The organism is Photobacterium lutimaris (assembly GCF_003025555.1).
In the GTDB taxonomy this organism is placed as follows: domain Bacteria; phylum Pseudomonadota; class Gammaproteobacteria; order Enterobacterales; family Vibrionaceae; genus Photobacterium; species Photobacterium lutimaris.
The window spans coordinates 247,541-256,089 of sequence record NZ_PYMH01000001.1 but is presented as its reverse complement, the minus strand read 5'-3'; the positions used below and the strand labels follow the sequence as shown (position 1 = coordinate 256,089).

At 50.3% G+C, this 8,549-nt stretch carries 6 protein-coding genes; all 6 read left to right on the top strand.

The genetic code is table 11. The annotated features are described in order from the left end of the window. Nucleotides 1–192: 192 nt before the first annotated feature. The 6 genes from C9I99_RS00915 to C9I99_RS00890 are packed head-to-tail and all read left to right on the top strand — an operon-like array spanning nt 193 to nt 8,548. Nucleotides 193–1,593, top strand: a complete 1,401-nt coding sequence (locus tag C9I99_RS00915; RefSeq protein ID WP_107346968.1) for an HlyD family type I secretion periplasmic adaptor subunit — start codon at nt 193–195, stop codon at nt 1,591–1,593. A gap of 20 nt (nt 1,594–1,613) precedes the next feature. Then, on the top strand, nt 1,614–2,951 hold the full coding sequence (locus tag C9I99_RS00910; protein ID WP_107346967.1) for a TolC family outer membrane protein: 1,338 nt from the start codon (nt 1,614–1,616) through the stop codon (nt 2,949–2,951). 8 nt (nt 2,952–2,959) lie between these two features. After that, nucleotides 2,960–3,580 (top strand): OmpA family protein, encoded by a 621-nt coding sequence (locus C9I99_RS00905; RefSeq protein ID WP_107346966.1) that lies wholly within the window; start codon nt 2,960–2,962, stop codon nt 3,578–3,580. A gap of 27 nt (nt 3,581–3,607) precedes the next feature. Then, on the top strand, nt 3,608–4,306 hold the full coding sequence (locus C9I99_RS00900; RefSeq protein ID WP_107346965.1) for a transglutaminase-like cysteine peptidase: 699 nt from the start codon (nt 3,608–3,610) through the stop codon (nt 4,304–4,306). A gap of 17 nt (nt 4,307–4,323) precedes the next feature. Continuing rightward, nucleotides 4,324–6,363 carry a bifunctional diguanylate cyclase/phosphodiesterase gene (locus C9I99_RS00895; protein WP_107346964.1) on the top strand — a complete coding sequence of 680 codons (2,040 nt, stop codon included), beginning with the start codon at nt 4,324–4,326 and terminating at the stop codon, nt 6,361–6,363. Further along, complete coding sequence (locus C9I99_RS00890; RefSeq protein WP_107346963.1) at nt 6,344–8,548, top strand: type I secretion system permease/ATPase; 2,205 nt, start codon at nt 6,344–6,346, stop codon at nt 8,546–8,548. Before C9I99_RS00895 ends, C9I99_RS00890 begins: the two co-directional genes overlap by 20 nt. Nucleotide 8,549: the final 1 nt, after the last annotated feature.

Here is an 8,549-nt window from a genome sequence, read left to right as displayed (position 1 = left end):
CTTGAACCGTTCTCAGGTTTTAGAATTCCCAAACTCGTTACGACAGGGTGTTTAGCCGTGCTCTAAGCTTTCATCATTCAGTGCCTGCCAATTAGAACGAAAAAAACGAGCAGGTAAAACATTGTTTTCGTTACCACTATATGGACGTGGGTTGGCTAACGTGTCTTTCGTTACGAGGTGAAGTACGAAGGCATGACAAATCACAAGCAGCGAATCAAACCACAGCATCTCGACTACGTACGAGACTCACGCTATGGCTCAATACTTGAGGCCTCTGGCCGATCACGCCTGTTACTGTGGCTTATCGCACTGTTTTTTGTCGCCGCTATCATATGGGCTGCTTATGCCCCGATAGAACAAGTCACCCGCGGCCAAGGCAAGGTCATTCCGTCTTCACAACGGCAAATTGTCCAAAACCTCGAAGGTGGAATTGTCGAGGCCATTTTGGTGCGAGAAGGGGAGCAGGTCACCGTTGGCCAGCCGCTCATTCAGCTTGATGACACCCGTTTCAAAGCCGATTTTGATGAAAAAAATCAGGATTTACTGGGCATCAAAGCCGATAGTATCCGCTTGAATGCCTTGTTAAACAGCATCACCACATCTCCACCAGACAAGTCACCCAGCAAATTGTGGCGTCAGTCTGTGAGCATATCACCAGCCAACCTCGAATTTCCGGCTCACTTTCTCCAACAGAATGCAGGCTTGGTCAAAAGGCAACAAAACGAATACCGCGATCAACTGGCCAGTTTAGATAATCAGTTAACCCTGATGGCCCAGCAGATCCAACAAAAGCTTCGAGAACTGGAAGAAGCTCGAGCTAGATTAAAAAATCAAAAACACAGCTATTACCTGACCAGTGAAGAATACCGGATCACCAAACCACTGGCCGATGAAGGTGTCGTGCCCAAAATTGAACTGCTTAAGTTACAACGACAGGTCAATGAAACCCGCCGGGATATGACATCGACTGAATTGCAGATCCCGGCAATGACAGCGGCATTGAACGAATCAATTTTCAAGCGACTCGATATAGCCCTCAATTTCCGCTCCGATATTCAATCAGAACTCAATCAAACGTCTGACAAATTAGATGCTCTAAGTCAGTCTCATCTTGGCTTACAAGATAAAGTCGTGCGCACCCTTGTCACCTCTCCAGTTAACGGTACGGTGCAGAAAATCCATATCAATACCCTTGGTGGCGTTATCCAACCTGGCATGGATCTCATCGAGGTGATCCCCACCGAAGATAGCTTATTGGTGGAGGCGCAGATATCCCCCAAGGACATCGGCTTTCTAAGACCGGGATTAACCGCAATGGTGAAGTTTACCGCCTTTGATTTCACCCAGTACGGCGGTCTGACTGGCACGTTAGAACATATCAGCGCCGATACTCAGCTCGATGAAGAAGGGCATAGCTACTACCAAATCCGGATCCGAACTGATGAAACGGAATTTACCGATCCAGCAGGCAACCAGCTGCCCATAATTCCAGGGATGAATGCGGTAGCCGACATCATTACAGGCGAGCAAACCGTCTTGCAGTATTTACTCAACCCAGTGCTGAAAGCACAGCAAACAGCACTCAGAGAGTGATTATTTAGGGGCCGTTTTCTATGACTGATTCACCCAAACGATTCTTACAAGCTAGCACTCGTCGCAGGATAACATCCACGCTGATCACTATTCTCCTCTACTGCCCCTTGGCGACCGCTCAGTCATTGGAGCAGGCAGTCGCTGATACATTGGCGACCAACCCTGAAATCAAGCGGACTTACAACGAGTTCATGAGCCGAAATGAATCTACCCGCTCTTCTGTCGGCGATTACTTGCCATCTGTCGATCTAGAGGCCAGTGCAGGATACGAAGACTACGACAATACGACCAACAGTACCGGAGACTATGAGCCGCTCGATGCCACCATCAGCTTGCGCCAATTAATCTGGGATGGATCCATTACCTACCATGATATCCAGCGCAACAAAGCGGAAGCCGAAGCACAGCGCTACCAACTTCTGGCGGACGCCCAAGACAAAGCCCTACGGGTCACAGAGATTTACCTCGACACCCTTGAAGCTCAGGAAGTACTGGCGTTATCGCAAACTAACTTCGCCGTCCACCAGCGTATTTTCACCGACATCAAGAAGCGCACTGATTCCGGCATTGGCTCAACTGCCGACTTGGCCCAGATAGAAGGCCGGCTGGCCCGCTCTCGCTCCAATCTGATTGCGGCGGAAAACAACCTGCAGGATAAGATCACCGAGTTCTACCGCGAGGTCGGCAGTACCCCGGTAAATCTAGAAAAACCAGAAGTTGACCAACGCTATATCCCGACCTCACTCGAGAGTGCGATCAACCAAGCCAAAGAGAAGAACCCTGTACTGTTCGTTGCTAAGAATGATATCGATGCCGCAAGTTACCAATACAAGCAGGCCAAAGGGAATTTTTATCCCACTTTTTCTATCGAAGCGTCCCAAGAATGGGGAGAGGATATCGATGGTACACCGGGTCACACCGATGAATTCAAAGCGATGCTAAAGATGGAGTACAACCTGTACAACGGCGGCTCGGATTTGGCCGAAAGCCGCCGTGCCGCCTACCAACTGAGTCAATCGAAAGATGTACGCGATCGTGCATACCGTTTACTGGAAGAAAGCACTCGGCTGGCTTGGAGCGGCATGGAGCTGGCACTAAATCAGATCCTTTACCTGCAAAAGCATGTCGATGCCTCGGCTCGTACGGTTATTGCCTATGAAAAACAATTTCGGATCGGCAAACGTACCCTGCTGGATGTCCTCAATACTGAAAATGAGCTGTTTGATGCGAGGAAGGCGTACCTTGATGCACACTATGCCGGGATCCTGGCCAAATACCGGGTACTGAATTCAACCGGGCAGTTGCTGGAAGAGATGCGGGTCGATGTTCCTAATCGGTGGTCGGAATCGGTACGCTAGGAGGAACCATGAAAAGACTCTGTACCAAACCGTTGTTATGGTTGACGATAGCCTGCGTGCTTGCACTGCTCACGTTATCAGGATGCTCAACAGAAGCTGAAGCGCCACCGATCGCCGACCAATCACGGGATTTACTCGATGATGATGGTGACGGTGTGATCAATGCTCGTGACAAATGTCCAGCTACCCCCCATTCAGCCATTGTCGATAACGACGGCTGTCCAACTTTCGTTGAACGCACGGAGTCAAATGATCTGCATATCTTGTTCGCCAATGATTCGACTGTAATACCTGATGAATTTTTAAGTCAAATCAAAAGAATGGCTGACTTTTTGGCAACCTATGCAGACGCAAGGATTGAGCTTAAAGGCTATGCCAGCCCTGTGGGGGCATCTGAATACAACCTTGGCCTATCAAAGCGTCGTGCCAAAGTGGTCCGCCAACAGCTCATCGACTATGGTGTCAGCCCGAACCGGATTAAAACCCTTGGTTTTGGTGACAGTGAACCTGTTACAGCCAGCACAATAGAGCAATCCAACGCATTAAGCCGGCGGGTTACTGCTCGGGTACGGGGAGAAAAAGGAAACGTATTGGAAGAGTGGACCATTTTTTCGCTACGCGCCGACTAACCGCCCATGACGATGAAGGAGATTCGGATGCTATTGATCTCGCTGTTGCTTAGCAGCAATTGGGGTTACCCGTCAGATGTTGCTGCCGAGCCATCCCGTATCGGCTCCCCCCCTCTGAGTACCGAAGAAAAAGAGATCGTAGAACGCATCGAACATATTTACAGCAAACAAGCGGCTATGCGGGTAACAGCTTGGCGGCAGCTTTTGAAAGCCTCTAAGCAGCACGACGAGCTTGCCCAGCTTAAGCAGGTCAACGATTTCTTCAACCAGCTACAGTTTATCGATGATATCGACATCTGGGGAACAGCCGATTATTGGGCAACACCATTGGAATTTTTAGGTGCCGGTGGCGGTGATTGCGAAGAGTTCAGTATTGCCAAGTATATGTCGTTGCGTGAAATCGGGGTGGAAGATGAAAAGCTGCGCCTAATATATGTCAAAGCCCTTACCCTGAACCAATTCCATATGGTACTGGCTTACTACCCCACCCCTAGCGCCGTTCCTTTGCTGCTCGATAACCTGAACCCGGACATATTACAAGCGAGCCAACGCCCTGATCTCCAGCCTATCTATAGCTTTAACGGTCGCAAGCTATGGCTGATGAAACAGCGAGGGCAAGGTCAACTGGTCGGTGACGCCGGCCGAATCAAACACTGGCAGTCCTTGCAGCAGCGAGTACTGCACCATCAGTTTGCCAAGCCCGCTTTGCGGCTAGATAGCGAATAGGAGGCAATGGATTAACTATGTCACTCTATCGTCAATTGTTTTTAGGGTTAAGCCTGTTATTCATGTTGCTGCTTGCAGGCATTGCCTTCAGCCAATTTACCATTACACGCAATTATCTGGTTGAACAACAGACCATCGAAATAGACAACGCTATCCATGCTGTCGGCCTGGCTATTTCCCCCTTCGTTGAACAAGACGATACTGTCGCTATCGAGTCGGTGATCAACGCCATGTTCGACGGCAGCCTTTATCAAAAAGTCTCTCTGCAGCTGCTGGAAGACAATACTCTCATTGAACGATCCTACCCTGTCCAGCCAAGCAATGTTCCACACTGGTTTCAGCACTGGGTCAATATCTCTCCCGTCACCCGACAGAATACGTTGACCAGTGGCTGGCTACAGTATGGAAAAATTACGGTCACCAGTTCTCCGACGTTGGCCTACAGCAAGCTTTGGCAAAGCAGCTGGCAGCTCCTGACCACCTTCATCATCGGCTTTGTCATTGGCGTATTGGCATTGAAGCTGCTGCTGGATCATTTTGTCAAAAAGCCCCTGAGTCAATTTCAGCAAAAAGCCCTTGCCATTGCCGATAAGCATTTTGGTCAGCCACTGCCTACGCCATCAACCACAGAGTTTGCCCCCCTTACCCACGCTTTCAACCAGATGTCAGCCAAACTAGAACAGCACTTCAGCCAGCAAGCCCAGGAAGCTGATTTACTACGAAAAAGGGCTTATCAAGATCCTGAGTCCGAACTTAATAACCGAAGGCGACTGCTGCTGCACATGGAAGATTGGCTGGAGCAAGATACTACTGGGGCTATTGTCATTATAAAATTACACGCAATCAGTCGGTTACGGAACAATAAAGAATACCAACGGGCAGCTCAGCTAGCGCGAAAAGTCGGCCACCACTTAAAGGGTCAAGTTGCAGCATCGGAAAAGCTGGGACGATTAAGCCATAGTGAATTTATGATTATCCGGCCAGAGCACGCAGCCCCCACCGACCAAGCGCAAAGCAACAGTGCAATGCTGAACCTGCTTGATCAGCTTAACCACATCCAAACCCGTTGCTCTCCTGAGAGCCACCAGCCTATCTATGGTGGTGTTATTATCAAACACATTCAAAGCTCCCTGGGTGTGTCCGAACTGTTGGCTCAGTGCGACAATGTGCTGTCCAAAGCCCAGCACAGTCCCCAGCGATTTGCGGTAATTCACCATCAAAATGGTCAGCGACAACACAATGAAGACCAGCAGAATGGAAAACAGCCAAGCCCGCTGCGACAAATTCATCAACAAGGGGGGCATCAGCCCGAGCATTTACTGTGGGGAAAGCAACAATGGCTGGATCTTTGTCAGTCCGCCATTGAAGATGACCATTTTACTCTATCCTTCCAAATGGTCAGGGACAGCCAGCACCACCCAGTTCACCAAGAGGTGTTCGCCGTACTCAGGCATCATGAGCACAGCTATTCTGCCCACCTGTTTATTCCAGCACTGAGTGCCCTAAAGCAGACCGCTGATTTGGATCGCCATATTATCCAAAAAGCTCTTCGCTACCTGTCATTGCACCAGACCTTTCTGGCCATCAATATCGCCCCGACCTCAATTGCCGATACCGGATTTATCCAATGGCTAGATAGCTTCTTGGCTGAACACCCCGTCGTTAGCCAGCAGCTGATCTTCGAACTGCCAGAGATTGCCTTTCTCGAAGACAGCGCACAAACCCGATTGCTATGTATGGTCCTCGACAAGCATCATTTTACTTATGGCATTGATCATTTTGGCCACCATTTTGACTCCGTGGGCTATTTACGCCAATTTAACCCCCAGTATGTCAAAATCGATACCGACTTTACCCGCCAGCCAACCGATGATATCCAGCAAGATGCCCTACGCGCGCTGATCCAAACGGCCCATCACCGCAATATCAAAACCATTGCGACCCGGGTTGAACACCAGCCTCAGTATCAAGCACTTAAAACGTTAGGGATTATCGGCTTCCAAGGGCACTACATCACCAATCAGAAGGAGGCAAACCATGGCAGATCCTCTTCTTAATGCCCTGCACTACCTCTGCCAGCATTACGGCCAACCCCGTTCGGTGAAAAGCCTGTTGGAAGGGTTGCCGTTGCAAGACGGTCTGCTCTCACCACACTTACTGCCAAGAGCCGCTCACAATGCCGGCTTCCAAACCGAAGAGGCGACCCTTAGCCTGCCCCAACTCTCGCCACTTCTGTTGCCGGTGATTGCTCTACTCGACAGCAACCGGGCCTGCGTACTGCTCGATATTGATCAGGATAAGCAACGGGCTGAAATTGCCCTTCCCTGCGAATTAATTAGCAATACGAGCGACGCTGACGCTATCGTCGCGGAAAGCACGGCAGCAGATAAAAGCTGGGTCAGTTTCGAGGAGCTGGAGCAACAATTTCTCAATCGGGTGTTTTTACTAAGACGTCCTTTTCCATTCGATGCCCGAAGTGAACAAGCGGCAACATCTGCCAACACGAGCGCCAACAATACTTCAGGCCATACACCGCCACACAGCACCTCTGGCGCTAGCCAGGCATGGTTCTGGCAAACCCTGTGGCAATCTAAATCGCTGTACCGTGACGTGCTTGTCGCCTCTGCCCTACTCAACGTATTTGCGTTGGCCATTCCACTTTTTACTCGGCTGATTTATGACAAGGTCGTACCCAATCAGGCTTTTGATACCTTGTGGGTGCTCACCAGCGGTATGGCCATTATTTTTAGCTTTGACGTGCTACTGAAGTTTCTACGCAGCTATTTTATCGATATCGCCAGCAAGAAGTCAGACATCCTGTTATCGGCTGATATTTACCGCAAAGTCATGGGACTCAAGCTCGCCGCCCGACCGCCATCGGTAGGTGCATTCACCCGCCACTTGCAAGAGTTTGAATCGGTCAGGGAGTTCTTTACCTCCGCAACCATCGCGTCCTTGATTGACCTCCCCTTTGCTCTGCTGTTTCTATTGGTGATTTACACCATTGCTGGTCCCCTTGTCATCATTCCAATCATCGCCATATCTCTGTTAGCACTCTACAGCTTGCTGGTACAGCGCCCCTTGCGAAAAGCCATTGAGGAAGGCTCACAGCTCGCAGCACAAAAACATGCCAACTTAGTCGAAAGTATCGCAGGGCTCGAAACGGTCAAACTGTTCAACAGCCAGCCGCAATACCAGTACCGCTGGGAGCAAGCCGTTGCCCATATGGCCAACTGGGGCGTCAAGTCACGCCGCCTGACCGACTCGGTGCATAACCTTGCCAGTCTCAGCCAACAATGCGTATCAATCGGGGTGATCATCTTCGGGGTGTACTTGATTGCAGCGGGCCAGTTAACGGTCGGTGGCCTGATCGCCGTCTCGATGCTCACCGGCCGGGCTATCGGGCCGATGGTCCAGTTATCACAATTGTCCACCCGCTATCACCAAGCCAAATCAGCCATCGCCATCCTGAGTGATATTATGGCGATGCCAGATGAGACTCGGCCAAACCAGCAAACCGATCAGATCCAGCCTTTAAGCGGCAACCTCACGTGTGACAACCTTACATTCAGTTACCCGCATGCCGAGACGCCCGCATTGAAGTCCGTCTCCCTCACCATCAAGTCTGGCGAGAAAGTGGCGATTATCGGAAAAATTGGTTCGGGGAAAACCACTCTCCAGCGACTATTGATGGGGCTGTACCAGCCGAGTTCGGGAGCCATCCGCTTTGACAATACCGATATCAATCAATACCACCCCCATACACTGCGCCAGCAAATTGGCTGCGTCCCTCAAGACAATGCTCTGTTTTTCGGCTCGATCCGCGACAACATTACCCTTGGCTCGCCACAGGCCAACGACAATGACATCGACCAAGCCTGCCACCAAGCCGGCGTCCATTTGTTTATCCAACAGGAACCTTCTGGTCTCAACCGCCAAGTAGGCGAAGGCGGGCAATATTTATCTGGTGGGCAAAGACAAGCCATCACTATTGCTCGGGCACTGCTCAACCAACCTAAGCTGTTGGTATTCGATGAACCCACCAGCCAGATGGACAACCGCTCTGAGCAACACCTCAAGCAAACCCTGACGTCATTGGATAGCCAACATACCTTGATTTTGTTCACCCACAAAACCACCATGCTGGAGTGTATTGATCGGCTGATTGTACTGGATCAAGGGCATGTGATTGCCGATGGTGAAAAGGATAACGTCTTACAACAACTGAAAAAAAGCGTATAGA